This is a genomic window from Streptomyces sp. NBC_00287 (assembly GCF_036173105.1).
Lineage (GTDB): Bacteria > Actinomycetota > Actinomycetes > Streptomycetales > Streptomycetaceae > Streptomyces.
Genome location: NZ_CP108053.1, coordinates 7,211,376 through 7,237,723, shown reverse-complemented (window position 1 = coordinate 7,237,723; position 26,348 = coordinate 7,211,376). Strand labels below are relative to the sequence as shown.

At 71.9% G+C, this 26,348-nt stretch carries 25 protein-coding genes; 3 read left to right on the top strand and 22 right to left on the bottom strand.

Going from position 1 to position 26,348, the window contains the following annotated elements; translation table 11 throughout:
• Positions 1-147 precede the first annotated feature (147 nt).
• On the top strand, positions 148-972 hold the full coding sequence (locus tag OHT76_RS32915; RefSeq protein ID WP_328874481.1) for an SAM-dependent methyltransferase: 825 nt from the start codon (positions 148-150) through the stop codon (positions 970-972).
• Between the two features lie 3 nt (positions 973-975).
• On the opposite strand, the gene OHT76_RS32910 is transcribed toward OHT76_RS32915, so the two are convergent.
• The 4 genes from OHT76_RS32910 to OHT76_RS32895 form a co-directional block, all read right to left on the bottom strand.
• The gene (locus tag OHT76_RS32910) at positions 976-1,482 is read right to left on the bottom strand and encodes a hypothetical protein (RefSeq protein ID WP_328874480.1); all 507 of its coding nucleotides are present in this window, start codon (positions 1,480-1,482) and stop codon (positions 976-978) included.
• Positions 1,479-4,205 carry a CHAT domain-containing tetratricopeptide repeat protein gene (locus OHT76_RS32905; RefSeq protein WP_328874479.1) on the bottom strand — a complete coding sequence of 909 codons (2,727 nt, stop codon included), beginning with the start codon at positions 4,203-4,205 and terminating at the stop codon, positions 1,479-1,481. The genes OHT76_RS32910 and OHT76_RS32905 overlap by 4 nt, the downstream gene beginning before the upstream one ends.
• A gap of 71 nt (positions 4,206-4,276) precedes the next feature.
• Entirely contained in the window at positions 4,277-4,660 is a 384-nt protein-coding gene (locus OHT76_RS32900; protein ID WP_328874478.1) for a hypothetical protein, read from the bottom strand.
• A 119-nt stretch (positions 4,661-4,779) separates the two neighbouring features.
• A complete protein-coding gene (locus tag OHT76_RS32895) occupies positions 4,780-5,898 on the bottom strand; it encodes a tetratricopeptide repeat protein (protein ID WP_328874477.1) in 1,119 nt (372 codons plus the stop codon).
• 351 nt (positions 5,899-6,249) lie between these two features.
• Between OHT76_RS32895 and OHT76_RS32890 the strand changes: the two genes are divergently transcribed.
• Entirely contained in the window at positions 6,250-7,269 is a 1,020-nt protein-coding gene (locus OHT76_RS32890) for a lysylphosphatidylglycerol synthase transmembrane domain-containing protein (protein ID WP_328874476.1), read from the top strand.
• A gap of 6 nt (positions 7,270-7,275) precedes the next feature.
• Here the strand turns inward: OHT76_RS32890 and OHT76_RS32885 are convergent, their stop codons facing one another.
• The 15 genes from OHT76_RS32885 to OHT76_RS32815 all read right to left on the bottom strand — a co-directional run bounded on the left by OHT76_RS32885 (position 7,276) and on the right by OHT76_RS32815 (position 21,098).
• A complete protein-coding gene (locus OHT76_RS32885; protein ID WP_328874475.1) occupies positions 7,276-8,523 on the bottom strand; it encodes a PP2C family protein-serine/threonine phosphatase in 1,248 nt (415 codons plus the stop codon).
• Between the two features lie 154 nt (positions 8,524-8,677).
• A complete protein-coding gene (locus tag OHT76_RS32880; protein WP_328874474.1) occupies positions 8,678-9,865 on the bottom strand; it encodes an MFS transporter in 1,188 nt (395 codons plus the stop codon).
• The gene (locus tag OHT76_RS32875) at positions 9,843-10,382 is read right to left on the bottom strand and encodes a GNAT family N-acetyltransferase (protein WP_328874473.1); all 540 of its coding nucleotides are present in this window, start codon (positions 10,380-10,382) and stop codon (positions 9,843-9,845) included. Before OHT76_RS32875 ends, OHT76_RS32880 begins: the two co-directional genes overlap by 23 nt.
• A 2-nt stretch (positions 10,383-10,384) precedes the next feature.
• A complete protein-coding gene (locus OHT76_RS32870; protein WP_328874472.1) occupies positions 10,385-11,566 on the bottom strand; it encodes a type III PLP-dependent enzyme in 1,182 nt (393 codons plus the stop codon).
• Positions 11,563-12,819, bottom strand: a complete 1,257-nt coding sequence (locus OHT76_RS32865; protein ID WP_328874471.1) for a DUF6271 family protein — start codon at positions 12,817-12,819, stop codon at positions 11,563-11,565. The genes OHT76_RS32870 and OHT76_RS32865 overlap by 4 nt, the downstream gene beginning before the upstream one ends.
• Before the next feature lie 50 nt (positions 12,820-12,869).
• Positions 12,870-13,874, bottom strand: coding sequence for a phytanoyl-CoA dioxygenase family protein (locus OHT76_RS32860; protein WP_328874470.1), 1,005 nt, complete (start codon positions 13,872-13,874; stop codon positions 12,870-12,872).
• A 19-nt stretch (positions 13,875-13,893) separates the two neighbouring features.
• Positions 13,894-14,304, bottom strand: coding sequence for an HIT family protein (locus OHT76_RS32855; protein WP_328874469.1), 411 nt, complete (start codon positions 14,302-14,304; stop codon positions 13,894-13,896).
• A gap of 1 nt (position 14,305) precedes the next feature.
• Entirely contained in the window at positions 14,306-15,004 is a 699-nt protein-coding gene (locus OHT76_RS32850) for a copper homeostasis protein CutC (protein ID WP_328874468.1), read from the bottom strand.
• 3 nt (positions 15,005-15,007) lie between these two features.
• Positions 15,008-15,661, bottom strand: coding sequence for an HAD family hydrolase (locus tag OHT76_RS32845; protein WP_328874467.1), 654 nt, complete (start codon positions 15,659-15,661; stop codon positions 15,008-15,010).
• A 27-nt stretch (positions 15,662-15,688) separates the two neighbouring features.
• Complete coding sequence (locus OHT76_RS32840) at positions 15,689-16,783, bottom strand: glycosyltransferase family 4 protein (RefSeq protein WP_328874466.1); 1,095 nt, start codon at positions 16,781-16,783, stop codon at positions 15,689-15,691.
• Positions 16,780-17,307: a dCTP deaminase gene (locus OHT76_RS32835; RefSeq protein ID WP_328874465.1), complete on the bottom strand. Its 528-nt coding sequence runs from the start codon at positions 17,305-17,307 to the stop codon at positions 16,780-16,782. Before OHT76_RS32835 ends, OHT76_RS32840 begins: the two co-directional genes overlap by 4 nt.
• The gene (dcd, locus tag OHT76_RS32830) at positions 17,304-17,834 is read right to left on the bottom strand and encodes a dCTP deaminase (protein ID WP_328874464.1); all 531 of its coding nucleotides are present in this window, start codon (positions 17,832-17,834) and stop codon (positions 17,304-17,306) included. The genes OHT76_RS32835 and dcd overlap by 4 nt, the downstream gene beginning before the upstream one ends.
• Positions 17,831-18,784, bottom strand: a complete 954-nt coding sequence (locus OHT76_RS32825; RefSeq protein WP_328874463.1) for a diiron oxygenase — start codon at positions 18,782-18,784, stop codon at positions 17,831-17,833. Before OHT76_RS32825 ends, dcd begins: the two co-directional genes overlap by 4 nt.
• A 29-nt stretch (positions 18,785-18,813) precedes the next feature.
• On the bottom strand, positions 18,814-19,854 hold the full coding sequence (locus tag OHT76_RS32820; RefSeq protein WP_328876681.1) for a methyltransferase: 1,041 nt from the start codon (positions 19,852-19,854) through the stop codon (positions 18,814-18,816).
• Between the two features lie 2 nt (positions 19,855-19,856).
• Positions 19,857-21,098 carry a cytochrome P450 family protein gene (locus OHT76_RS32815; RefSeq protein WP_328874462.1) on the bottom strand — a complete coding sequence of 414 codons (1,242 nt, stop codon included), beginning with the start codon at positions 21,096-21,098 and terminating at the stop codon, positions 19,857-19,859.
• A gap of 284 nt (positions 21,099-21,382) precedes the next feature.
• Here OHT76_RS32815 and OHT76_RS32810 point away from each other — a divergent pair, with 284 nt between their 5' ends.
• Positions 21,383-22,075 carry a response regulator transcription factor gene (locus tag OHT76_RS32810; RefSeq protein WP_328874461.1) on the top strand — a complete coding sequence of 231 codons (693 nt, stop codon included), beginning with the start codon at positions 21,383-21,385 and terminating at the stop codon, positions 22,073-22,075.
• Positions 22,076-22,114: 39 nt separating this feature from the next.
• Here the strand turns inward: OHT76_RS32810 and OHT76_RS32805 are convergent, their stop codons facing one another.
• The 3 genes from OHT76_RS32805 to OHT76_RS32795 are packed head-to-tail and all read right to left on the bottom strand — an operon-like array spanning position 22,115 to position 26,342.
• Positions 22,115-23,275: an NAD(P)/FAD-dependent oxidoreductase gene (locus OHT76_RS32805; protein WP_328874460.1), complete on the bottom strand. Its 1,161-nt coding sequence runs from the start codon at positions 23,273-23,275 to the stop codon at positions 22,115-22,117.
• Complete coding sequence (locus tag OHT76_RS32800; RefSeq protein ID WP_328874459.1) at positions 23,275-24,768, bottom strand: nitroreductase family protein; 1,494 nt, start codon at positions 24,766-24,768, stop codon at positions 23,275-23,277. Before OHT76_RS32800 ends, OHT76_RS32805 begins: the two co-directional genes overlap by 1 nt.
• A complete protein-coding gene (locus OHT76_RS32795) occupies positions 24,765-26,342 on the bottom strand; it encodes a SagB/ThcOx family dehydrogenase (protein ID WP_328874458.1) in 1,578 nt (525 codons plus the stop codon). Before OHT76_RS32795 ends, OHT76_RS32800 begins: the two co-directional genes overlap by 4 nt.
• Between the last annotated feature and the right edge of the window lie 6 nt (positions 26,343-26,348).

Sequence of the window (26,348 nt, the reverse complement as noted above, 5' to 3'; positions counted from 1 at the left end):
CTTGATCGCCCTCGTCAACAGTTCAATCAAGGTGGCCGAAAATCGACTGTTCGCGGGACTCTGGGTACCCAAGCCGCATACGGCGAAACTCAGTTCGCCTAGGTTGGGCACCACCTGATCAACGAAGCCACCGCAGGAGGCCGCACCGTGTCGGACGTCGATCCTCAGATCCGTGCGTCGAAGGAGATACGCGCCCGCATCGACACGACGAAGCCGCACTCCGCGCGCTTCTGGAACTACTTCGTCGGCGGCAAGGACAACTACGAGGTCGACCGGGAGATCGGCGACCACATCAAGGAGATCTTCCCCGGTCTGGTCGATGTCGCGGTCACCAGCCGGCACTTCCTGGGCCGTGCCGTCCGTCATCTGGCCGGGGAGCAGGGCATTCGCCAGTTCCTGGACATCGGCACCGGTCTGCCCACCGCCGACAACACCCATGAGGTCGCCCAGCGCGTCGCCCCGGACGCCCGGATCGTCTACGTCGACAACGACCCCATCGTGCTGGCCCACGCCAACGCCCTGCTCACCAGCACCCCCGAGGGCAGGACGGCCTATCTGGACGCGGACCTGTACGACCCGAAGGCCGTCCTCGCGGCCGCCGAGGAGACCCTCGACCTGTCCCAGCCGGTCGCGCTGATGATTCTCAACACCCTGGGCCATGTCGCCGAGCACGCGCAGGCCAAGGACCTGGTGCAGCGGCTGATGGCGGGCCTGCCGTCGGGCAGCTATCTGGTGATCAGCGACAGCACGGCCACCAGCGAGGGCATGATCGCCGCGTCGGAGGCCTACAACGCGAGCGGCGCGGTGCCGTACTACGTGCGCAGCATCGAGGAGATCGGCGGCTTCTTCGACGGCCTGGAGCTGGTGGAGCCGGGCATCGTCCAGGTCACCGAGTGGCGCCCGGACGAGACCGGCCCGGCGGCTCCCGAGGTCGCCGTGGACGCCTACTGCGGAGTGGGCCGCAAGGCGTAAAGGTCACTGCTGAGGGGGGCCGTTCCACAGCCGGAGAACGGCTCCCGCCAGCTCCTTGAGCAGCCCGGCGGAGGCGGCCTCCTTCACCACCCGGAACTCGAACTCCGTCTTCCCGTCCTTCCGCTTGATCCGTACGTCCACCTTGGTCTGCAGCCAGGCCACCACGCCCGCCACCGCGGCCAGCGCGGGCACCGCGAGGTCGGCCCCGAGACGGGTGTCGGCGGGCGGGTCCGCGAGCACGGGCGCCGCCGCCGCGCGGGTCCCGGGATCCTCGGCGAGCGCGACGAGGACACGGCGGGCGGCGGCGTACTGCTCGTACTCGTCGAGCTCCGCGAGGCCCGTGCCGCCGTGGCCGCCGGCTTGCAGCAGGGCCGTCAGCAGCGCGTTCGCCTCGTCCTGGTCCATGGGCAGCGCCTCGGGCGGGGTCTCGGCGGTCAGTTCCTCCGTCACCTCCTGGAGGGCCAGCAGCAGGGAGCGTTCGTCGAGATCGGCGACGAGGGGCGCGGTCATGGGTGCCTCCAAAGGCCGAACAGGGCCGGTGCGGCCCAGTGGAAGGGGTGGGTCTCCCAGGGGTCCTCGGGCTGGTGCAGCATGGCGCGCTGTGCCTGCCAGAGGGCCCGCCAGGGCGGTTCGTCCGAGTCCGCGAGCCGACGGTGGAAGTCCGCGAACAGCCTGCGGGAACTGGTGTCGTCCACGTCCCAGTGCGTGGCCACGACCGTCCGCACGCCGGAGTTGAGCAGGGCCTGGACGATGCCCTCCAGCTGCCCTGTGCTCCGGGCGTCCCGGCGCGCGGTCGAGCAGGCGCGCAGGGTCAGCAGGTCGAGCCGGAGCCCCTCGCGGGCCAGCCGCCGGGCGGTGAGCAGATGGTCGAGCCGGGTCCCCACGTCCACGGCGTACGGGTCCCGGGCGGGCCGTCGGCCGCCGTGTGCCAGGAACACTCCGGAGTCCATCGGCTCGGCGGGGTCGAACCAGCCGTGCGCCGCCAGATGCGCCACGGACGCGGTGGCGAGACCGGCCGCGACCGCGTCGGGGGTGGCCTCGATGCCGGCTGCCCCGGTGACCGGACGACCCGCGGCCGCCACGAGGTCCGCGTCCCGTTCGAGACGCTCGGGCTCGGGGTCGTCGCGGTCGGCCACCGCGCCGACGTACACCGCCGGGCCGCCGTGCGCGGGTGGGAGGGCGGCCAGCCGGAGCAGGGTGGTGGCGCCGGTGACCTGGACGACGGCGTGGCGTTCGATCAGGGGGCGGCCGTCGTCGGGCAGGGGCAGCGCGTGCAGGGGCAGGTCGTGCACGGGGCCGTCGGCCGCCACGCACAGCAGCTCCCGCCCGGCCACCTCCGGCAGTACGGCGAGCAGCCCGGGCGCCAGGTCGGCGAGGAAGTCGAGGCGGCGCCGCCAGGGCCGCCGGGCCGGGAGCGGACCGAGGGGCGGGAAGGCGTCCGGGTCGCCGTCGAAGGTCCGGCGCAGCCGCTCGGCGGCCTGCCGCAGGGTGCCCCTTCCCAAGGGCACCCGGACGTGGGTGAGCCTGCCGGTCCCGGGGAGGTGGACGAAGGCAGTGAGCGTGCCGTGTCCGCAGAAGTACGACACATAGGCGCAGTCGGCGGCGTCCGGGTGGGCGCTGAGCCAGTCGCGCAGGGCGGTGAAGCGGGCGGGCTCGATGTGCTCGTGGCCGGCGCCGCCGGTCCATGTCTTGTACTCCTCGTGCAGATCGAAAGCGAGCTCGGGCGCGGGCCTGCCGGTGGGCGTGCGCAGTTCGGTGCCGTGCTCCGTGAGCAGCTCGATCAGGCGGTCGTAGATGCCGTGGTGGAGTGCCACGAGGGCGGGCCGGTCGTGCAGGTTGCCGGTCCCGTCCGCGGTCGACCGCAGCAGCCGTGCGCGGGTCTCCCACAGGACGTCGAACGCCTCCTGCCGGGCCACCGGCCGCTCGGCCGCCCATCGCGCGAGGGCGTCGGCCAGCCGCTTGGTGACCATGAGCCGCATCTGTACGTCCGGGGCCTGCCGCTCGGCGAGTTCGCTCAGGGCGCGCAGGTCGGCCACCGCCTCGGCGTACCGTCCGGCTCTCAGGTCCCGGTCGGCGTGGGCCAGGCGGAACAGGCTCCGGCCCATCCAGGAGTCGAAGGTGACGCCGAGTTCCTCGCAGAGCACCTCGGCCATGGCGAGGAGTTGCTCCCCGGCCTCGCCCAGGCCGTCGAGCCGGGTCAGCACCAGGGGCAGGCCCGTGTGGAGGACGCCGGCGACGGGGCTGATGCTCTTCAGCAGGGCGTGGCGGTAGAGCTCGACGGCCTCCTCCTCGTCGCCCTCGTGGGAGGCGAGGTCGCCGAGGCCGAGCAGGGCGGTGACCATGCTCAGGCCCTCGCCGCCCTCGGCCTCCAGGAGCGTGAGCGCGCGGCGGTAGCAGGCGCGGGCGGCCTCTTTCTCGCCCGCGTCCGCATAGGCGCCGCCGAGGTTGTTGAGCACGCCGACCAGTCGGCCGCCGTTGGCCTCGACGAAGGCCCGCACCCGGCGGAACTCCCTGATGCCCTCCCGGGACCGGCCCGCCTTGAGGTAGGAGGCGGCGAGGTCGGTGTGCGCGTGGTACTCGGCCTCCAGGTCGCCGCAGGCCCGGCCCGCCTGCATCGCCTCCCGGAAGGAGTGCCGGGCGTCCTCGTAGGCGCCCGTGTCGTCGCAGAGCAGCCCGCGCAGCCGGTGGAAGCGGCTGCGCAGCCGGTTGGTGTCCGCCTCCCCGGCGAGCCGGCCGCCGTCGTGCGGACCGAGCCGCGCGGTGTCGAGCAGGGCGAGCGCCTCCCGGGCCCGTCCGGCGTCGCGCAGCTTTCCGGCGATGTGCCAGCGCAGTCCGGCGAATCCGACGATGTCCTCCGGGTCCGTCGCGGGGACCTGCTCGGCCCGCCGCAGCACGGCCAGCGCGCCGTCGAGGTCACCGCGGCCGGTCAGCTCGGAGGCCTCGCGCTCCAGCAACTGCCGGGGTTCGTGGACGGGTTCGGGGAAGCCGACGGGCCGGTCCCGGCCTCCGGGCGCCTCGGCCCGGTCCAGCATCCGCCCCACGCGCCCCAGAAACGGCCGCCTGCGCTCGACGTTCTCCCGATGGAATTCGGCCAACGCACCCTCGGCGGGCCGCCCGGCCGCCCTCAACTCGTCCCGCAGCACCGCAAGCTCACGCACCAGCCCCTCGGGGTCATACCGCCCGACCCGCGCGGTGAGCAGCCCATCGGCACGCTGAGCGGTCTCGGCAGCCATGAGCTCTTGAACGAGGGCACGCTCGGCGCGGCGAGCACGACGAGGCTCGACGCCGGGGCCGCCGCGCCGGGCTACTGCGGCATCGGGGCCCAACTCGCCGCGGTGAGTACGGCGGGTCTCGACGGCGGGACCACCGCGCGGGGCAGCCGCCGCATCCGCGCCAAGCTCACCGCGCTGAGTACGACCGGTCTCGGCGACCGAGCCACCACGCCGGGCAGCCGCCGCATCCCCGCCCAGCTCACCGCGCTGAGTACGACCGGTCTCGGCGGCCAAGCCATCGCGCGGGGCAACGGCCGCATCCCCGCCCAGCTCGCCGCGGGTCTGCGCCGACCGGCCGCCGCCCGGGACCGCCGCCCCACCCGACTCACCGTGAGCCCCCAGCGAGGCACCGCCACCCCGCGCCGCCGCAGCATCCGCACCCGGCTCCCCGCGCGCCCCTGCGTACGGGCCGCCACTCCCCACCGCCCCCGCGCCCGGCTCGCCCCAAGCCTCTACGGACGGGGCGCCGCTCGGGGCCGCCCCTCCCCCCTCCGTGCCACTCGGCGCCGAGGCCTCTCCCCTCACCCCCGGCCCGTCATTCGAGCCCGAGTTCCTCCGGAGTGCCCGCACCCACCGTGCGTAGCGCTTCTCGGGCATCCTCCCGGTCCCCCTCTGTGGCCGCGGTCTGATGGGCGAGCGCGAAGTGGTGTCTGCTGCGCTCGTGTTCGCCCAGGAACCAGTAGAACTGGGCGATGTGGAAGTGGACGTGATGGTCGGCGGCCGGCTCGGCGGCGAGCGCGTCGGCCAGTCGCCGGGTCTCCGCGTGGTCGCCGCGCCGGTACGCGGCGAAGAGCAGCGCGACGCGGTACTCGAAGTTGCCCGCGAACTTCTGGCTCTCCGCGCGCAGTTCGTCCTCGGCGGCCCGGTCTCCGGCGACCGCCCGGCGCATCACTTCCCGCATGGTGTCCCGGCGGGCGCGGGCCGCCTCCTCGAACTCGGGGTCCGTCCGCATGGTGCGGGCCAGGCCCAGCGCCCTGGAGTGCGGCGCCACCTTCTCCAACTTCCGTAGCGCCTCGCTCAGTTCCCGCTCGGTTCCGGCGACCAGCAGCCCGAGGACCAACGCCTCCAGCGCCTCCGGGTCCTCCGGTTCCGCCGCGTACGCCAGGCGCGCCGCCTCCAGCATGTCGCGGCCGGTGACACCGCTGTCGGCGACATGCATCTGGCCGTACAGCGCCCGCGCCAGCCGCTTGAAGTCGCCCGGCTCGGCCAGCCCCAGCGCGACCCGCTCACGCAGCGCGGCAACCCGCAGTCTCAGCATCCGGTTCTGCCGCTCGGCGTCGTCACCGGCCTCGGCCAGGTCGTCGAGCCGCCGCTCGGCCAACTGCCACTCCCTGCTGCCCGGCGGGGCGCCCTCCAGGCACGCCCGCAGGACGCGCGCGCAGGCTTCGACATCGCCGCCCGCGACGAGGCAGGTGGCGAGATTGAAGCGCGCGACGACCATGTCCGGACGCCCGGCCACCAGTTGGGCCCAGACCTGTTCCGCTTCCTCGCGGCGCCCCGCGGCCAACAGCCCCGCCGCATACCGGTTGAGCGCCCCCGGGCCCGCGCCCGCGGCGAGATCCGCGAGCCGTCTCAGGGCCGCCACCCGCTCCGGCTCGGGCCGGTCGTCGTGCAGTACCCCGAGCGGATCGCCGGGCGGCTCCGGCCCGTCCATCAGTAAGGGCCACCCCAGTCGCGTACCCAATCGCCCCACTCCCCCGTCGTCGCTCCGCCCCGGCGCACACCCGCCAAGATCACACCGTGTAGCTCCACGAGTGCGCTCCGCTTACGCGGTTCAGCGTACGACGCCCCACTGACACTCGACCCGAATTCCGGCTCATCGTCACCGTTCGCACCGCAAGCACCCACACAACAGGCGCCCTGACCCGTTTCTTCGATGGGCCGTCGGTTTCCGGACTCCGCGGCGTCACATCCAGCGGGCACCTTTCGCTCGTCCCCACTGCTTCGCCTTGTGATCCGTCCGCCCTGCGCCGCGTGGGCGTGACGCGGAAGGACGACGTGCCCCATGTCCCTTCTCCCGCTCCCCGCCCCCGCTCCGGCCGCCCCGCTCCCCACCGCGGCCGCCGCCCCCGCCCGCCGGTACTCCGCCTCCCCCGCCCGCCTAGCCCGTCATGTGCTGACCGTCCTGCCGCTCGTGCTCATCGGCGTCTGGATGGCGGCCGACTGGCGCGGCCTGTACGCCGGTGCCTCCCGGCTGACCTCCGCCGACCCCTGGTGGCTGCTGGCCGGGCTCGGCTTCGCCTGTCTGACCTGGGTCGCCGCCGCCGTCGTCCGGCAGGGGGCCATCCCGGAGCGGCTGCCGCCGCTGCTGCTGGTCGCGTCGCAGTTCGCGGCGGGCGCCGCGAACCATGTGCTCCCGGCGAGCATCGGCGCGCACGCCGTCACCCTGCGTTTCCTCCAGGGCCAGGGCATACCCCTGCCCCGGGCCGCCGCCTCGCTCGCCCTGTACTCCCTGGTCAAGCCGATTGCGAAGACGTTCGTACTGCTCGCCCTGCTGCTGGCGGCCCCGGAGCTGATCCGTCTCGAGGGACTCGTCCCGGACGGCGGGACCCTGCTGATGGTCGCGGTGGGCGTGGCGACCGTACTCGCCACGCTGGCCCTGCTGCTGGCGACCGTAAGGCCGCTGCGCCGCGGGTGTCTCGGGTTCCTGCACACCGCGTTGACCGATGCGCGGCTGCTGCACACCATGCCCAGCCGGGTGCTCGCGCTGTGGGGCGGGGCGGCCGTCACCCCGCTGCTTCAGGCGGGGGTGGTCGCCTCGGTGGGGGCCTCGCTGGGGCTGCCGCTGTCGTGGGCGCAGATGGTGTTCGCGTTTCTCGCCGCCAGTACGGCGGTCGGGGCGGTCCCGGCGCCGGGCGGGATCGGTCCGGTGGACGCGGCGCTGGTGTTCACGATGGTCGCCTTCGGCGCCGCCCTGGCACCGGCCACGGCGACCGTGATCGGCTACCGCGTGCTGACGGTCTGGCTGCCCCTCATACCCGGCGTGCTCATGCTCTCCGCGCTGGTCCACCGCAAGGTGCTGTGAGCCGCCCTACGGCCACTGGGTGTCGGAGGTGGGCCCGGAGCGATGCTGGAGGCGGGCCGCCAGGACCGCCACGTCGTCCTCGGCGTGCCGGGCGTCGAGGCGGGCGAGCACGGTGTCGAGGACGTCCTGGACGCCGGTGGCGGACGAGAAGCTGAGCCTGGCCAGCCGGTCCAGGGACTGGTCGATGTCCTCGCCGCGGCGCTCGACGAGGCCGTCGGTGAAGAGCATGAGCGCCTGGGAGGGGTCGAGGCGGTAGGTGGCCGGTTCGTAGCCGCCGAGCCCGGTGCCCAGGGGCGGGCCGACCGGCACCGGGAGCAGGGAGACCTTGCCGTCTCCGTCGATCACGGCCGGGGGCAGGTGACCGGCGCTGGCCAGGGTGACCAGTCCGCGGACGGGGTCCACGCGCGCGATGAGGCAGGTGGCCGGGCGGCGGTCGGGCTCCGCTGAGGCGATGTCGTCGAGTTGGCGCAGCACTCGGTGCGGGGGCAGATCGGCGGAGGCTATGTAGCGCAGGGCCGAGCGGTAGGCCGTCATGTCGACGGCGGCGTCCAGGCCGTGCCCCATGACGTCGCCGACGACGAGCAGCGTACGGCCGAAGTGCAGCCGTACGGTCTCGCACCAGTCGCCGCCGACCAGGGCGCGCTGTCCGACGGGCAGATAGCGGATGGCGACGTCGAGGTTGGGATGCGGGCGGCCGGGTTCGGCGAGCAGGGCCCGCTGGAGCTTGCCGACGATGCCGCTCACCGCGTCGTGCTCGCGCGCGTGCCGGATGTTCGAGGCGGCGCGCTCGGTCAGGAACGCGACGACTTCCTCTTCGGCGTGGGTGAAGGGCGCCCCTTCCCGGGCGCAGACCAGCACGCCGTAGCGGTGGCCGTTGACGGCGAGGGGCACGCACAGGGCGGGCCGGGAGCCGCCGGAGGTCAGTCGTACGGCGTCGTTCTCGCCGGCCTTCCGGGCCACCTCGTCGGCCCAGCGGGCGTCGGGCAGCATCTCCGGGTTCCCGGTGACCCAGTCGTACTCCGGGTCGCCTTCGCCGCGCTCGCGCAGGACCGCCACCGCGGCTCCCACCTGTCCGGCGATCTCCTGGGTCAGCTCGGCGCAGGTGGTGTCCTCGTCCAGGGTGGTGCCGATGCGGGCGGCCGCCGAGCGCAGCGCGCTCAGCTGGGAGCCGCCGGCGCCCCAGGGGGGCGAGCCGGCGGAATCGGCAGGCTCAGCCGTCGCCGGACTCTGAAACGACTCGAACGATCGCGCCACAAGTACCACCCTAAAAGCACGCTGAACCAGAACAGGTAACGACCAGGTTTTTTCATTTCGAACGCCTGTGCGTCGCGCCTGTGCTGTGTCCGACTTTAACGATTCGCTCGGGGTGGCTGTCGGATGCGCTGCCCGCGGCCGGGTGCGCGGAGCTCTACTTCGCCGCCTCCACGGGTTCGACGGCGGGCGCGTTCCAGCGGATCCGGGTCGCGCACAGGGAGACCGCCAGGGCCGAGGCGGCGACCAGCGCCATGCCCCAGACCAGGCTGGTGGCACCGGCGACGAAGCCGATCAGGGCCGGGCCCGCCAGCAGCCCGGTGGTGCCCGTCGCGGCGACCAGGGCCAGGGCCTCCGGGCCCCGGGCGGCAGCGGCGACGTAGACGCATGGTGTGACGGCTGCCACACCCAGGCCGACGCAGGCGAATCCGATCAGGGTGGGCACCACCCCGCCGGCCAGGAGGGCGAGGGCCAGTCCGGTGCCCGCCAGGGCGCTGCCGAGCCGGACGATACGGGCGTCGCCCCAGCGGCTGCGCCAGCTGTCGGCCATGAGGCGGGCCAGCACCATCACGACCGAGACGACGGCGATGCCCATCGGCACCAGGTGCTCCGGCGCCTTGACGACGTCCTCCATATAGAGCGCCGACCAGTCATTCATGGCGCCTTCGGTCACGGTGCCGAAGGCCATGGCGCCGCCCATCCACAGCGTCAGCCCGGACGGCAGGGCGAGTCCTCGGCGACGGGTCTTCTTCTCTTCCTCCGGCTGTTGCTGCTCGTCGGTCAGCAGGCGGGGCTGTGCGTAGCCGAGCAGGAGGACCAGGATGACGGCGGCCACCGCGAAGTGTGCCGTGACGGCCGAGGTCAGGACGTTGATGCCGGATGCCAGGAGCGCGGCGCCGAGGGATCCGGCGCTGAAGGTGGCATGCAGTTGCGCCATGGCGGTCCGCTGGTAGCGGGCCTCCAGGGCGGCGCCCTGCGCGTTCATGGCGACGTTGAGGCAGCCTACGGCGACCCCGTCCAGGCAGATGATCACCAGCGCGACCGGGTAGTTCGGGGCCGCGGACAGCGCCAGCAGGAGCGCCCCGAGGCACAGGGCGGAGACGAGGGCCAGCCGTCGGGAGCCGAGCCGTCTCATCAGTACCGCGACCAGCGGGAACGAGGCAGCGGCGCCCGCACCGCAGGCCATGAGCAGCAGGCCCAGCTCCTCCTCGGTCATGTCGAGCCGGGTCTTGAGCGCGGGGAGCCGGGCGGCCCAGGTGGCGTACTGGAAGCCGAGGAAGCAGAAGAGCGCCGCGATCGCGAATTGCGTGCGGTGGAACTCGCTAGGGACGCGGAACACGGACATCAGCCTGCTTTCTGCGAGTCGTTGCTTCGGCACCGTGCAGTGCCGTCGACATGTAGACCGCGTTCTTGCCGTAGCTCGGGGGGAGTTGGACCTCGCGGTGCGTGAGGTAGCCGTGTGCGGACCAGAAGGTCTCCATGCCGCCGACCGCGATCAGGGAGATCCGCCGATACCTCTGCGACCTTGCCGCGACGGTGAGTTGGCGCAGGAGGGCGCTGCCCCACCCCCTGCCGCGCAGCTGCTCGGCGACGGCGAGGTCGTGCAGATGGAGATTGGGCGAGCGGAAGACGTTCCGCTCCGAACGGCCCAGATCCGGGTAACGGAAGGCCGGATACGACAACGCGAGCACATAGCCCGCGATGCGGTCGTCGAGGTCCAGCACGAAGCAGGTGCTCGGTGAGGCGCGGCCCCGCGACTCCAGCGCGGCCCGCCCCTCCAGCAGCGAACTGCCCCCGTACACGGCGGCTTCGAGTGCCGCCACGCCCGGCCAGTCGGCGTCGGCGATGGTCCGTATGCGCATGCTCAGGACCTTCCGTGGCCGTCGGTCCAGGTGTACGGAAGCGGACGGAAGCCGTTGAAGCCCCGCGTCATATAGCTGGTGGCGTACGCACCGGCGGACAGCACCCAGACCGGGTCGCCCGACGCGGCGGCCCTGGGCACGCGCACCGGGTGGTCCGTTGGGTAGGCGTCGTCGCTGTCGCAGGTGGGACCGGCGACGACCGCGGGCACGTACTCCGTGCCGGGGTGAGTGGGAAAGACGAGCCGGTAGCGCAACTGGTCCATCTCATAGAGGCCGTTGAACTTTCCGCAGCTCAGGTACAGCCAGCGCGCCCGCTCGCCGTCCGGCTGCCGTCGTTCGGTCAGCCGGGAGACATGCGCCCTGATCGCGCCGTGGTCGGCGACCAGATGGCGTCCCGGCTCCATGCGGAGGTCGAGGGGGGCCGGGGAGAGGTTCCTCAGCCGTTCGATGCCCTCGCGGATGACCACGAAGATCTTGTCCAGCGGGGGTTCGAGCCTTCTGCCCCGCCGGTCGACATAGCCGAGCGCGGGCAGGCCGCCGCCGAGATTGACGTGGTCCGGCACGATCCCGCGCCGGTGCAGCGCCTCCAGCACCTCGGCCAGCGAGTCGAAGGCCTGCCGCCAGGCCCGGGTGGTCATCTGCTGGGAGCCGACATGGAGGGACAGACCGGCCGGAGTCAGGCCCGCCGCCCGTGCCGCCTCCAGCACCCGTACGGCGTCCTCCCCCGAGCAGCCGAACTTCCGGCTCAGCCCCCACAGCGCCCCTTCTCCGCTGGTGGCGAGCCTGCAGAACACCCGGGAACCGGGGGCGTGGGCGGCGATCGCGGCGACGTCCTCGATGCTGTCGGTCGCGAAGTCCCGGATGCCGAGCCGGTGGGCCTCGGCGATGTCGGTGTCGGACTTGACGGTGTTGCCGTAGTGGATCCGGTCCACCGGTACGCCGGTCCGCAGCGCCAGTGCGATCTCGCCGGGGCTCGCCGCGTCGAAGCCGGCGCCCTGGTCCGCGAGGCGGGTCAGCACTTCGTCGAGCGGGCAGGCCTTGACGGCGAAGCGGACGTCGAGGCCGGGCAACTCCCGGACCAGCTCGTCGTATTGGGCCGCGATGCCGTCGAGGTCGAACACGATGCGGTCCTCCGCGGCGGCGGCCAGTGCCGCGCGCAGCCGCGGGCTCAGCCGCCCACTCACGTGACCACTCCGGTGTCCCGGCTCGCCCGCACCAGCGGGCCCCAGGCCTCGGCCAGCAGCGCGAAGTCCTCGATGTCCTGCCGGGCCTCGTCGAGCAGCCGCGCACGACGCGGCGCGAGCGCCTCGGCGAACCGCGCATATCTGCCCCCCAGCTTGCGGTACGCGCTGTCCACGCGCTCCAGGCGCCATTCGTTCTCGGCGCGGTCCAACTCGGTGCTCTCCCACAGGAGTTCGGCGACTGCCTCGGCACGGACCTGTTGCCGGTCGTCGAGGAGCGAGGCGCCGGCCGCGGCCATCCGGTCGTAGACGAAGTGGAAGTAGAGCATCGACAGCAGGAACTTCACGAACCGGGTCTGGTAGGCCATGAACCCGGCGTCCGCGCGGCGTTCCGGGGTGTGGAAGTTCTCGATGTGGCGGTTGTGCAGGACGCCGGGGAGGGTGGCGTCGTGGACCAGGTGGATGAGGAAGTAGTCGCTGCCGATGGTGTTCCGGGCGGGTGGCAGCGGCAGCCGCTCGTACACCCTGCTGTCGAAGGCGATGTTGCACATGTCCACCCGCATGGGGTCGACCAGGGTGAGCGTCGAGTGGTCCCCGGTGTACGGGGCGGTGCCCGCTCCGGTGAAGGACTCCTCGACCAGCTGTCGCTTCTGCTCGTCCGACCAGTGGCCGGGCGCCCACAGGCTGACTACGTTGTCGTGGACCGCAGCGTCCAGTCGCCGCATCTCACCGAGGTCCACGGACGGTTCACCGATGAAGGAGCCGCCCACCATCGAGACCGGGCGATCGGTGTACGCGGGATCGAGGTCCGTCTCCGAGACTCCGGCCGATGCCTCGGCAGCGCGCTTTCCCAGCGAGGTCAGCTCAGGGTGTACGGGGAAGGCCTGACTGCCCTTCCAGGCCTGGTAGTTGGCGTCCGAGTCCCGGCGGTGCACCGAGCGGCAGCCGAGCGCGGCGGCGATCAGGAAGGCGCGGTTGGTGCAGGCTCCGTAGGAGACGTCGGCCGGGAGCATCAGGTCGAGCATCAGGTCCGGCTTCGGGAGCCGGGCCCGGTCGATCACGGTCCGCAGGAAGTCCCGCTGGCGGGCCTCGTCGAGATGGTGGACGGTCACGTTCGGCGCCGGGTCCAGCCCGGCCACGACTCGGGCGTGCTCGGCGTAGGTGCGCTCGTCGCAGGAGTCGAGGATCAGCAGGTGGACGTCGACGTCGAAGTGACGGGCCGCATGGTTCGCCTCCTGGCCGATGGCGGAGATCATGGGGGAACACGCCCGGTTGGTGGGGAGGACCAGGCAGACACCGCGCGGGTTCACCGTGCGCCCCAGGAGTCCAGGCCCAGGACTTTCCGGCCGAGGCTGTTCAGGGTCGCGGCGCCGTACCGGAGCGACTCGTGCCGCACCGCGTCTCCGAGCAACGTCCCGTTCCAGTCCGGTGTGCTGAGGGTGCGCCAGGAGTCGACGCGCGAGCGCTTCAGCTCCTCGTGTTCCTCCAGTGCGGGCATCATCGACAGGTACTGGACCGCGCGGACCGAGCCGCCGGAGTTGGGCGCCACGCCGTGCGCCAGCAGCCCGTTGAAGATCAGCAGGTCACCGGCGCGCAGGTCGGGCCGGACCAGCGGGAAGTCCCTGCGGTCGATCGCGGGCCGGATGGGATCGCGGGCCGCCGGCTGGGCGACCCGCCACTGGTCGAACTGCCGGAACAGCTCCGGCACGCACTGGAAGCCGCCCAGTTCGGGCGCGGTGTCGTTGAGCGCGATGATGCCCTGGACGCGCTGCGGCAGCACCTCGAGGGTGGTGTCCACGTCCCAGTGCAGCTCGATGTCGAAACCCTCGTCGGTGGGTTCGATCAGGGAGCGCGAACGGTTCTTGATGTTGGGCGGGTTGAGGTTGAGCCGGTCCAGCGTGACCCACAGCTCCTCGCAGTCCCAGACGTCGACGAACGCGTCGTGGACCCGCTGGGTCTGGCGGCTGTCCCAGATGAGCTGGTGGTGGTACGCCTCCACGAAGCCGTAGACGTACAGGTCGCGGTCGAGGTCGGAGCGGAACTCCCGTTCCTCGTACCAGGTTTCGGGGCGGTCGGGGTCGAGTCCCTGGAAGTCCCAGGCGAACTCCAGCAGGCGCTGCGCGGCCGCGGGGGATATCGCCTCGCGGACGACGACATAGCCGTACGTCTGCCAGAACGCGAAGTCCTCTTCGGAGAGCACGCGCAGCGGCCGTGTTTTCTCGATCTTCCGCAGTGGCGTCGGACTGAGGTAGGTCTCCGCGTCCGCGCTGAAGTAGGGGCGGTTCGAGGCCGCTCGATGGAGGTAGTGCATGCGGTACTCCAGGCTCGTTTCAGGGGGCGAGGATGCGGTGGCGGGTCCTCGCCAGGGCGGCCGGGTCGGCGCGGTCCACGTACCAGGGGCGGTGCAGATGGTCGGAGTCCAGCCGCGGCACCAGGTGGACGTGGAGATGGAACACGTCCTGCCAGCCCGCGGGCCGGTTCGCCTGGAACAGGGTCATGCCGTCCGGCTCGAGGACGCCGTCGAGGACCGCGGCCATGCGGTGGACCGTACGCATCACGGCCGCCGCGTCGTCCTCGGAGACCGCCCAGATGTCGGCCGCGTGCTGCTTGGGGATGACGAGGGTGTGGCCCTCCATCACCGCGGTGTTGTCGAGAAAGGCGACGGTCCGCTCGTCCTCGAAGAGGATCTCCGCATGGAGCCGGCCCGCCACGATGTCGCAGAACACGCACTCGGCCGCCATGTCAGCCCGCGTCGTTCCGCGCCGCCTCGATGACGCGCTGCCATCGGCGTACGGCGGCCGGGTCGACGGGACTGTCCCAGCCCCGGCGGCGGACCGACGTACCGACGTGGAAGGCGTCGACACCGCGGGCGCGCAGCGCGGGGACATGCTCCGCGGTGAGCCCTCCGCCGGCCATGACGGCCATGGTGTAGCCCGGCTCGCCCTGTCGGTCCGCCTCCGCGAGCAGGGTGTCCAGGCCCGCCGCGACACCGGTGGCGCTGCCCGCGGACAGGACGGTGTCGAGGCCGGGCAGCCCCTCGATGGCCCGCCGGACCGCGGTCCGGTCGGCCGCGTGGTCCACGGCCCGGTGGAACGTCCAGCGGCAGCCGTCAACCGCGTCGAGCACGGCGCGGACCGCGGGCAGGTCCGGCGCACCGTCGGGGTTGAGGAATCCGAGCACGAACTCCTCGGCGCCGGCCGCCCTCAACGCCGCTGCTTCGGCGCGGAGTTCGTCGAGGTCGGCGGCCTGGAAGCCGCCCTTGTCGCGCAGCATGACGCGCAGCGGAACGCCGACGGCCTCCCGGGTGCGGACGAACTCCGCGAGCGAGGGGGTCATACCGTCGGCTTCCATGTCCGCCGCCAGCTCCAGCCGGTCGGCGCCGCCCGCGACGGCCACGAGGGCCTCCTCGGCACTGGTGACGACCACTTCCAGAATCGCCACGGCTCAGCCCTCCGAGGAGGACGAGATCTGCGGCGGCCAGGACACACCGGTGAGATCCGGGACGATCAGATCCGCCGCCGCCAGCGCCTCGGGCGACTGGGTGGAGGTGATCGCCACACAGTCGGCGCCCGCGCTCTTCGCCGCCGCCACCCCGGCCGGGGCGTCCTCGAACACCACGACGGTGGAGGGCTCGACGCCCAGCGCCGCACAGCACTTGAGGCATCCCTCCGGATCCGGCTTGCCCCGGCTCACATCGTCCGACGTGACCAGCACATCGAAGAAGCCCAACGCCCCCACCGCACCGAGCTCGTGCCGGGCGTACTCCCGTGTGCCCGAGGTGACCAGGCCGAGCGGCACCCCCAACCCCTTCAGCCGGACGACCAGTTCCAGGGCTCCGGGTACGGCTTTGACGGGAGGCATGTCGGGGAGCGTCGTGTAACCGAGGGCTTCCGCGAAGAGTTCGTCCGCGGTGTGGCCGGGGAAGCGCGGGAGGTGGTCGTGGAGCGCCTCTCTGCCGGGCCGGCCGGCGAAGCCCTTGATGGTGGCCTCGTCGTAGGGGACTCCATGGTTGCGGAAGAGCCGCGACCACGCTTCATGGCTGCGGGGCTCCGTGTCGATCAGGGTGCCGTCTAGGTCGAACAGCGCGGCGGTGTACATGTCGTGTTCCTTCGGACGGTCGGTGGCTCACTGCACCTGGGTGGAGAGGGCGGCCAGTTCGCGGGCGGTCCTGGAGAGCGGGAAGCGTGCCGCGTTGCGGAATCCGGACCGGCGCAGTTCCTCCAGCGCACCGGGGTCGTCGCGCAGCCCGGTGAGCTCGGCCAGGGCGCGCCGCGGATCGGCGAGCAGGTCGAGGGGCAGGGCCGAGTCGCCGAGCGCGTCCTTGAGCCCCGGCACCGGCTGGTAGGCCACCGGAAGCCCGCAGGCCTGGGCCTCCACCGCCACCAGACCGAACGCCTCGAGCTTCGCGGACGGCACCACCAGCAGATCGTGCTCGGCGAACGCCGCCCACAGCTCCCGCCGGCTCAGCCAGCCCAGATGGTGTACGGCCGACAGGTCCCGCTCGGCGGCAAGACGCCGGAACTCGGCCACCGGCGCGGCCATGCTCAGCCGCAGTCCCGGTACGCCGGACAGCGCGGCGACCAGTTCGGCGGCCCCCTTCTCCGCGGTGAGCCGGCCGGCGTACAGCACCCGCAGCTCCCCGTCGTCCCGGCGGCTCCGCGCGGGCGGCTCGGCCAGCAGCGCGTCGGGGACTCCCCAGGGGATGTGGACGATACGGCCGTCTTCCAACTCCGGGACCAGGCGACGCAGTTGGTCGGCCATCCCGGCGGTCGGCACGACCAGGGAGCGCGCGGCCGAGACCGCTTCCCGCAGTACCTCGCCCTGGGTCTCGTACTCGGCGGCGAACAGCAGGTCCGTGCCGTGCACCAGGCCGATGGCGGGCTGCTTGGGATAGCCCCGCAGCAGCGCCGGTGTGGCGCCGAAGGCGAGGTGCTGGAGATGGACGACGTCCTGCTCGGCGTGCGGGAAGCGGGCGGTGACAGCGTCCGTCAGCCGGTCGACGTAGGCCCAGAAGCCGTCGCCGGTCAGCTGTTTGCCGGGGACGTCCAGCAGGGCGGGGACGCCCTCGGCGGGGGGCGGGGAGCCGTCCGGTACCAGCATGAACGTGCTCGCCGTCAGCGGCCCGGAGGGGTCCAGATACAGGTCCTTGAGCAGTTCGACGCTGCCGCCCGGGCTGCCCCACGGCAGATCGAGCCCGGTCAGCACCCGCGGCCCGCTCATCGCAGTTCCTCGTACAGCCGCGAGATGTCGATCCCGCTGGTCCGGGTGTACTTGCGGCCCAGGTCCTGGTAGCTGGAGACCGCCCCGGAGGCGACCAGGAAGACGATCTTCCCGAACGGCATCAGCGGATAGACCCGGACCGGCCGCGCCACCCGGATCTCCAGGGTCCAGTGGATGGCGTGACCGACATGCCCGAGCGGAGCGGACACATGGACCCAGATGCCCAGCGCGCCGAGGCTGCGGTCGCCGTTGATCATCTGGGCGTAGTGCTCGGAGTGGGTGCGTTCGTGGGTGACGCCGAGGTAGAGCTGTCCAGGACGGAGCACCATGCCCTCGGCGGGAATGAGGTGCTCGGTGACGCGGGTCGCGGCCGCGGCGTCCAGTTCGTCGCCCTCGCAGATCCGGATCCGGTCCCCGAGGCGCCAGTCATAGGCGTTCGGGGAGATCCGGTCGGCGTCGAAGGGCTCGATGACGATGTCACCGCGTTCCACGGCGGTGGCGATGGCTTCCCGGGTGAGGATCATGTCGTCGGCACCGCCACGTCCTTCCAGTAGCGGGACTCCTGGGGGCCCGCCGAGGACTGGTACTTGCCGCGGTAGAGGTCGACCTCGCCGAGCGACACGAAGAACATGATCTGGCCGATCTTCATCCCGGGATACACCCGCAGCGGCCGGACCGGGGACAGCATCAGCGTCCACTGGCCATGGAAGCCGATGTCCCCGATGGGCGCCGTGATCTCCACGAAGAGCCCGAGCCGCCCGACCGAGGACCGCCCGAAGAGCAGCGGCACATACTGGTCGGAGCCGACCTGTTCCACGGTGTGCCCGAGATAGAGCTGGTCGGGGCGCAGGACGTAACCGTCCTCCCCGATGGTGATCTCCCGGGTGGCGTTGGGGCGGTAGGGGTCGATGACGTCGTCGGTGTACGTCAGCAACCTGTCCCCGAGGCAGACGTTGTAGCTGTTGGGGTTCACCTGGGCCGGGTTGAACGGGGAGATGACGATCCGCCCGTCGACCGCGGCCTCGCTGATCTCAGGACCGGTGAGGATCATGCCGCGGCCCCCTCGAAGTCGAAGTCCACCCGGTCCGCGACACCCAGCTCCCGCAGCATGCGCACGATCCCGGAGAAGTCGGTGACGAGCAGCTCCGCGAGCCCTCCGCCCCGGGAGTCCCCGATGATGTCCCTGGCCTTCGGAATGCCCGTGAACTCGAGGACCTTCAGCCACCAGTCGAAGTCCTCGGCGCAGAAGGCGTTGATACCGGCGGGCAAGGACGCCACGAAGAAGTCCCGCTGCCGTCCGCTGAGGTTGACGAAGACGTCCTTCATCACCTCGACCATGACCGGCCCGTGCGCGGACTCGTCGCGGGCGTGCAGCCGGGCGATGGTCGAGTGCAGGGGCTGCACGGTCGTGTCCCGTGCCATCAGATCGAGGAAGGCGTTGACACTGACCTCGCCGACCGTCGTCCACAGCAGATAGAGCAGGTCCCCCTGCCAGCGCTCGCCGGCCGCGTCCTGAGCCTCGTACAGCAGGCGGTTGGTCACCGGGTGGCCGCAGTCGGGTTCGGCGGTGATCCCTCTGGCCTCCCGGGTGCGCTGCATACCCAGCATGTGCATGTACGTGTGCCACACCTCGTCGATATGGGACTGCCGCACGATCTCCTTCACCTCGAAGCGGTCCACCCCGGGGTAGACGGCGTGACCGAGCTTCTCGAAGGTGGGGTTGACGACGAACTCCTCGGCGGCCACGACGCGTTCGTTGTACGCGATCCAGCCCAGGGTGTTCACCAGGCGCCGCTTGTCCTCGGGCGCGCTCCGGAAGTCGGGGTGCTCTGCGAACGGCATCAACGCGATCGGGTAGTCGAGCAGTTCGGGGTCGTACTCCTGCGCACCGGTGACCTGGTCCATGTCGGTGCGGACCGTGGCCCGCCGGGGCCAGGCCGCCGCGAGCCGGCGGAGGGTGGAAGGCCCGACGTGGTCGGTGGATTGCTCGATGGTTCCCAACGCTTGCGTTCCTCCGTTGTGTTGCCGCGTCACTCGGCCGCTCCGGTGCTGCTGCGGGCCTCGATGACCCGGTAGCCGCTGAAGCCGAGCGGAGCGCCGATGCCTGTCAGCCGCAGACCGGCGGCCTCGAGCAGGTGCGTGAACTCCTCCTCGGTCCGCTCCCGGCCGGGGGTGAGCACCATCAGGTTGAGGTCGCTGACGGTGAGAAAGGGGTCGGTCGTGGTGTCCACGACGGGTGGTGCGACGACCTCGACGATCAGCACCCGGGCGGTGTCCGGCATGGCCCGGCGGCAGTTGCGCAGGATCGTCACGCAGCTGTCGTCGTCCCAGTCGTGCAGCACACTCTTGATCACATACCGGTCGCCGCCCTCGGGCACGGAGGCGAGGAAGTCCTGTGCCCGGATCTCGCAGCGGTCCGCGACCCCGGCGGCGGCGAGGGTGTCCGGGGCTCCGGCCACGCCCACCGGGGTGTCGACCAGGACGCCGCGCAGATGGGGGTGGTGCCCGAGCACCCCGGCGAGCAGGGCGCCGTTGCCGCCGCCGACGTCCACGACGGTCTTGACGTCGGCGAAGTCGTACGACCGCGCCAGTGCCCGGGCCTCCGCCCCGCCGCTGACCGCCATCGCCGCGTGGAACTCCGTGCCCAGCTCCGGATCGGCCGCGAACAGGTCGAACACCGAGCCTCCGGTGACCGACTCCACGGACGGCCGGCCGGTGCGCAGGCATTCGGTGAACCGTCCCCAGGAGGCCCAGACGGCCTCGCCGAAGTACGGCATCAGCATCGGACGGACGGAGCCTTCGACGTCCGAGCGGAGCAAATGGCCCGCCGGAGCCAGCCGGAAGCCGTCCGCGCCCTGCTCCTCCACCAGACCGATGGAGGCGAGGCCGCGCAGCAGCCGCCGGAGTGCGGGGGCTTGCGTATCCGTGCGTGCCGCCAGCTCCTCGGCGGTCAGGGGCTGTTCCGCGAGCAGGTCGGGCAGCCGCAGCCGGGCCGCGGCGTGGATCATCTGTGCGGGGATGAATCCGAAGGCGAGGCGGTAGAGGTTGGCTGCCGCCATCGGGTCGATCATGGTCACGTGCGACTCGTTTCCGGACGAACGGGATCGAAGGAGACGGGGAGTGCGGTCAGCCCGCACAGGATGCTGATCTGACGCCAGCGCAACTCATCCGGTGATACGGCCAGTTGGAGCCGGGAGAACCTGCCGAGCAGCGCTCCGAGCGCCGTCGCCGCGAGCATCCGCGCGAGCGGCGCACCGAGGCAGTAGTGGATGCCGTGTCCGAAGGCCAGATGGGCATTGGGGTCGCGCCGGACGTCGACGGTGTCGGAGTCCCGGAAGGCTTCGGGGTCCCGATTGGCCAGGGACAGCCCGATGTTGACGACCGAGCCCCTCGGGATGGTGGTCCCGCCGATGACAACGTCGTCGACCGCGACACGCAGGGAGGACTGCCCCGCGGATCCTTCGTAGCGCAGCAGTTCCTCCACCGCGGAGGGCAGTAGGGACGGGTCGTCCCTGAGCAGCCGCACCTGGTCGGGGTGGAGCAGCAGGGTCAGCAGTCCGTTGCCGATGAGGTTGGTCGTCGTCTCGTGACCGGCGACCAGCAACAGCACGGCGAGGCCGATGAGTTCCTCGTCGTCGAGGCTGCTGTGCTGTTCCTGAGCCACGATGAGGGCGCTGAGCAGATCGGGCTGCTCGTCCGGCGCCAGGTCGGGCCGTACGGCCGCTCGTTTGGCGGCGACGAGCCGGGTGAAGTAGGCGCGCAGCCGGCGTGAGCGCTCCTCGCGGGTGCGGGGTCCGGCGGCGGTGGAAAGGGTGCGCGCGGCCCAGGTGCGGAAGGCTTCCCGGTCCTGCGTCGGCACTCCGAGCAACTCGCAGATGACCAGCACCGGCAGCGGGAAGGCAAGGTCGGCGATCACATCCGCACGCCCGGCGGGCGCGATCGCGTCGAGGAGACCTTCGGTGATCTCCTCGGCCCGGGGCGCCAGGGCGCTGATCCGGCGCCGGGTGAAGCCGTGGGAGACCAGCCCGCGCAGCCGGGTGTGGTGCGGTGGGTCGTTGTTGGCCATCGGCGAGTACGCGTTGTCCGTGTCCACCGCGTGGCCGAGTCGCCGCGGGTCGTTGGACAGCCCGGGGTCGCGCAGCGCCTGGCGGGCCTCGGCGTACCGGGAGATCAGCCAGTACGTGAAGCCGCTGTCCTCCCTTACGAGACGGACCGGTGGTTCCTCGCGCATCCGCCGGTGGACCGCGTCCGGTTCCGTGAGCAGCCGGTACGGGCTGAAGCCGAGCAATGGATCGAGATCCGGCTGAGTGTGCACCTTTTCCCCCTGAGCCGACCGACCGGATCACCTTCGCACCGGGGCCGGACGGTGTCGTCCGTCCGTGGTCCGGATTTGCTTCTCAGACTGGGGGTTGAGCCTTCGGGCGGCTCTCCACCACGCGTCACCTGGGGCTACGAAGCCGGGCTCGGATGTCGCTAGATCTTTGCCGTGCGATGTCAGTAGTCTGCAAGACGAGACGAGTGGTCCAGACCATCGGTCGTGACCGGTTTCCCGTATGTCCGTCTTCGGGATTCATGCACTCATGGGGGTTATTTCACAGCATGACGAACAAAACTGGGGCTGACTGTATACGGGTCCTGATCTGCGACCCACGCCATCTGATGCGAGCGGGGCTGGTCAGCGTCCTGGAGCGAGAACCGGACATCAGTGTGGTGGGCGAGGCACTCGACGGCCGCGAGATGATCGCCGCGGTGCAGAGCCTGCGCCCGCATGTCGCACTCATCAATCACGACGCCGACGCCGTGGACGGCATCGCCATGGCGCGGAGCCTGCGGAGAATGTCCCCGGAGACCGCGCCGGGTGTGCTCATGCTCAGCTCCCGGACGGAGCAGGCGGAACTGCTGTCGGCCCTGAAAGGCGGGGTGCGCGGATTACTGCCGGGCAACTGCGACCCCCGTACGCTGCCCGCCGCCATCCGTGACATCGCGGGCGGCGCGATGGTCCTGAAGTCACCCAACGCCGTCCAGCTGATCGGCAGACTGCTCAGCCGTTCGCCCGAGGTCGCCTCCGCCGGCTCCGGGCAACTGTCGCTGCTCACCAGCCGGGAGCGTGATGTGCTGTCCCTCGTCGCGAACGGCCACTCCAACCTGGTGATCGCCAAGATGCTGTCGCTGAGCGAGGCGACGGTCAAATCCCACCTCTACCATCTGTGCCAGAAGCTCGGCCTGCGCGACCGCACCCAGGCGGTGATCCTCGCGTACGAGACGGGCCTGGTCAGACCCTGCGCGGCGTGATCATGTGCCTGAGGGTGGTTCCGTTCGCCGGGACCACCCTCAGCCCCTGACCGGCATGAGCTCGGCCGCGTCGACATGGCTGACCGCCACCGAGAGAAAGGCTCCGGCGGACGCCGGATCGCTCGCGATCCACCGGGTGAACTCCAGCCGCTCCTCGGTGACTTCGAGCCGGGCGGTGTCCAGAGCCATCCGATAGCGCGGTTCCATCAGCCGACGGTGACCGGTGGCATAGCGGTCCAGCGCGGCATCCAGCTCCCGTTCCTCGTGCAGCCCGGCGCCGACCGACTCGGCCAGCAGCGCGGCCTGTTCGAAGGCGTCGCTGATGCCGGTCCCGGTGATGGAGTCCTTGTGGCAACCGGCGTCCCCGACCAGGACCCAGCCAGGACCCTTGACCGTACGGAAGAAGTTGAGCTGGCTGCCGGTGCCCCGCAGGCGCTCCACGCGCCGGGCCGACCGGGCGCGCTCGGCCAGGGCGGGGGCGGTGGTGCGGATGGCCTCCAGATACGCGGCGTCGGCGTCCCGTCGTACGTCCTGGAACTCCGCCTGCGGGAAGTAGGCGGCCACCAGGGTCAGTTCGTCGTGGGTGCCGACCACGCCGATGAGCCGTCCGGTCCGCTCGTACACCTCGAACTGTGCGGGCAGGCCCTCCCAGTAGCCGTAGTACACACAGGTGCGCGGGGTGTCCTCGTGCTCTGCCGTGGCCCCGCACAGCCCGGCCAGGGTCGAGCGCATCCCGTCCGCGCCGACGACCAGCCGGGCCCGCACCTCGAACTCGCCGCAGCGCACCCCGGTCACCCGGCCGCCCTCGGTCATGACGCCGGTGACGGTGCAGCCCTGGCGGAACTCGGCCCCGGCCTCGACCGCCGCGTCGATCAGCAGGCTGTCCAGGATGTACCGGCGCGGCGCGTACACCGCGTCGATCCCCTCCTCCACGGGCACGGGGCCCGCGAGCCGGACGTCCTGGAGCGTGTAGGAGATCCGGCGCACCGGCGGGCATCCGGTCGCCGCGAGCCGCTCCAGCAGCCCCCATTGCTTCAGCAGCCGCAGTCCGGGCCGGTGGATGTGCTGGGTGGAGAGGGTGTCGCTGGGGAACTGCGCACGGTCCACCAGCAGGACCCGGTATCCGGCTCGGGCGAACAGCATCGCGGTCGAGGCACCGGCGCTCCGGGCGCCGACGACCACCACGTCGTAGGACTCCATCAGTTGATGCCCCCTTCTGCCCACAGGGGCAGTTGTGGATCCGTGCGGTGCGGTGCGCGGGGTCCCACGGTGACCAGCACCAGCGGCTGGAGCGGGCCCGCGGTCAGGCCGAGGGCGGACCGCACGCCTTCCGGGTCGAAATCGCAGTGCACATGGCTCTCAAGTCCCGCGGCAGCGGCGGCCAGTGCGATCCGCTGGGCCGCCGCACCGGCCGCGATGTTCTGTGCGCGGTACGCGCGGTCGCCGAGGCGCTCGATACCGGTCCGCAGATCGGCGCAGGGCGCGAGGACGGCGGTGGCGGTACGGCACTCGTCGGCCAGCATGGGGCTCTTGGCTGCGGTGATGACCGCGGTCACGGCGTCCGTACCCCGAGTGGTGATCAGGGCGTGGGCGGCGGCGTCGTACAGGTGGGCGCCGGTGTCCACGCCGGGGACTCGCTGTACCACCCCGGCAAGTTGGACCGGGATGTCGCCGACGACCGGTTCGGCGGCCGTGGCCAGCAGGGCGGCGAGCGTCTGCTGCGGGACCGGGCCCGGGCGGTAGCCGTACACCGTGCGCCTGCCCGCGAAGCCGTCCGTCACATCGAGGGAGGCGGGGGGCAGCGGGTGGCGGGGCGCGTCGGGAAGGGGCGGGAGGGGAGCTGAGCCGCCCGGCGAAGGGCTGCGGACGGCGGCGTGCAGTGCGGCCACCTCCGCCATGGCGGGGATCCCGGTGATGGGCACCGGGTCGGGCGTGGCAGAAGGTACCTTGCCGTGCCAGGTCGCCACCGCGCCTGCCGTTCGCGGGCCCTCCGGCCGGTGCAGCGTGACCACCGCGAACACGCTCTCCGCGAAGGGTGAGAGGCCCAGCATCTCGTCCAACGCCGCGTCGTCGTACCGCAGATGGACGGTCGCCGTCAGCCCGGTCGCCTCGGCGGCGGCCGTCGCCTGCGCCACCGCGACACCGACGTCGAGGCTCTGCAGGCGGTAGCCGAAGACGCCGTACTTGGCCGCGTTGCGCCACAGCACGCTGCTCAGCAGGAGGATGAACTCCGATTCCTGGGAGGGCGGTTCGGCGAGCAGCGGCGTGAGCAGGCCGCGTCCGTCGCCCTCGCGCAGGCGTTCCAGGGCGTGGTGCACCGGGTCGTAGTGGGAGAGTCCGGCGCTGTGGGCGACGTAGACCTCGACGGGATAGCGGGAACCGGAGGAGGCTCCCACGCGGCCGGGCGACAGCAGGACCCTTCGGGCGGCGGGGCTGCCGAGGCCGAGGGGCATGATGCCGCTCATCCAGCGCATCCTGGTCAGGCCGTTGGTCCGGTGCAGCAGCCAGGACAGGCGCGGGAGCGGATCGTCCTGCCGTGGGTCCTCGCAGGGCGGCAGGGCCTGGCGGGCCGCCGACGGGTAGCGCTTGTGAACGGGCGGAAGCCGGAGCGGGTCGGCGGCGGGCAGCGCGTCCGGGGGCTGGTGGCCCGAGGTGAGATAGTCCAGGGCTGCCGAAGTGGCGTATGTGGTCATGCGGCCGGCACCGCCTTCCAAGGCGTGGGAAGTGGCATCAGATAGCGTTCGTCGGCGCCCGGCGTGGCGAGGGCGATCTGGAACACCGGCTCATGTCCCGGCGGGAGTTGGAGTGCGCCCGCCAGGGTTCCGGCCGCGTAGCCGTTGTGGATGCGCGCGGCGAGCCCGGTCATGGCGCTCAGTACGCACATGCGTTGGGCCACGGCCCCGGCCTCATGATGCAGAACCCTGAATCCCCGGTCGCCGAACGCCACTTGACCCTCCCGCGCCGGCACCGACAGGAACACCACGGCGTTCACCGTGGGGTAGTTGATATTGGCCGCCTCCAGACCGAGGTCCGCGGCCCGGGCGGGGCCCACATATCGCAAGCCCTGCGGAGTCACCTCATATACGCCGCCTTCGGCTCCCGTGACGTCGACCGCCCACAGGTGCGCGGTGACGGGAGGTGCGGACCCGTGCGGCACGGCGTCGGACATGAACGGCGCGAAGGCGGGCCGGACGGTTCCCAGGATCGTCTCCAGCGGGACCGGCCGCCGCTTCGGGTGGAACGCCGGGGCACCGGAGGTGCGTTGGCGCAGACAGTGGGCGAGCTCCCCGGGACCGGTCTCCATGGGCGAGGGTGCCTGGTGGGGCAGCCGGGCGAAGGACGCCGTATCGGTGACGCGGGCAGCGCTGTCCACCTCCACGAGCTCCGTGAGCGAGCGGATGCCGGTGGCCGCCGGTGCGGGGCGGCCGACTCCCCCGATCCCGGCGGACAGCTCCGCCTCGGTGTGCCGCACCGTCGAGCGCAGGATCGGCCGGCTGACATCGCCGCCGTACAGCGCCACCACCGCCGCGACGCTCTCGTCCGGACGCGCGACGCCCATGAGTTGCTCCAGCACCCCGTCGAGGAACTGATGGTGCAGATGCCCCCGCGCACCGAGGGCGCCGGCGACCATCAGGGCGTTCCCGGCCACCAGACCCGTCTCCTGCGCGCACAGACGGTACGCGTAGGCGCCGTACCGGAAGGCCGTGCGCCAGAAGACGGTGGACAGCAGCAGCACCCCGACCGCGTCCCCGAGGTCCGCTCCGAGGGCCGCGCCGAGCAGGGCCCGGAAGTCACCGGCCCGCAGCAGGACCAGGGTGTGGTGGGCCGGGTCGTACGCGTAGACGCCGGCGGGGAGTTCCTCGTGCCCGGGGGTCCACAGGTACGTCTCGACCGGCGCGAAGCACCGGGCGGAGGGGGCGGCCCGGTGGTAGGGCCAGCGGGCCGTCGGGCCGAACTCCGTGCGCAGCACCCCGCAGGTGTAGTGGAGCAGCGCCGAGTGGAAGGCGGCGGTCGGTGCGGACAGCGGCGGCGGTCCGTCCGTACCGTCCCCGAAGGCCCGGCTCAGTGCGCCGAGTTCGCTGGGTGGCGGCGGCAGCGGATACCGGGGCAGCGCGCCGAAGCGGGTGAATCGCTCCGGCTCCTTCGGTCCGCCCTCCCGGCCGCCCGGTCCCTGCCCGATCAGGGTGGCGTAGTCGTGCAGGGACCGGTGCCAGTACCGCGCGCCGGGCGACTCGGGGGCCCGGGCGGGCCGTTCGATGGTGGTCATCCGCGC